The sequence below is a fragment of the Streptomyces beijiangensis genome (assembly GCF_017315755.1).
Classification (GTDB): Bacteria; Actinomycetota; Actinomycetes; order Streptomycetales; family Streptomycetaceae; genus Streptomyces; species Streptomyces beijiangensis.
The window spans coordinates 1-353 of sequence record NZ_JAFLRJ010000882.1; the positions used below are offsets into that span (position 1 = coordinate 1).

1 protein-coding gene is annotated in these 353 nt (G+C 73.9%); it reads right to left on the bottom strand.

What is annotated here, in order from left to right:
• The coding region (locus tag J0695_RS39655) for an SLATT domain-containing protein (RefSeq protein WP_206969693.1) at positions 1-353 on the bottom strand (353 nt) is incomplete at both ends.

The following is a 353-nucleotide window of genomic DNA, read 5'->3' on the forward strand; positions in this document are numbered from 1 at the left end:
CCGGGCCGGCCCGGAACGACACCATCCAGTCCGTCGTCTCCGACCGGACCAGATCCGTCACGTCCTCCGAGAACCTCCGCAGCACCCCCAGACATCGCTCGGCCGCCTCGCTCGCCGTCCCCTCCGTCGGCCCCAGCACTTCCCGTACGCTCTCCGTCGCCCAGTCGAACTGCAGCGCCTGCAGCCGACGTTGGACCGCCTGGGCGGTGGCCACGTCCCTCATCCACCCGGCCGTGAGGCCGAACCAGCGGTCGCACGCCAGGCACGCGGCGCCCGCGAGCAGCGCCAGATACCCCCAGCCGATCACCCCGTCCACGGCCCCCGCCACATCGAGCAGCGGCAGCGCGGCCCCC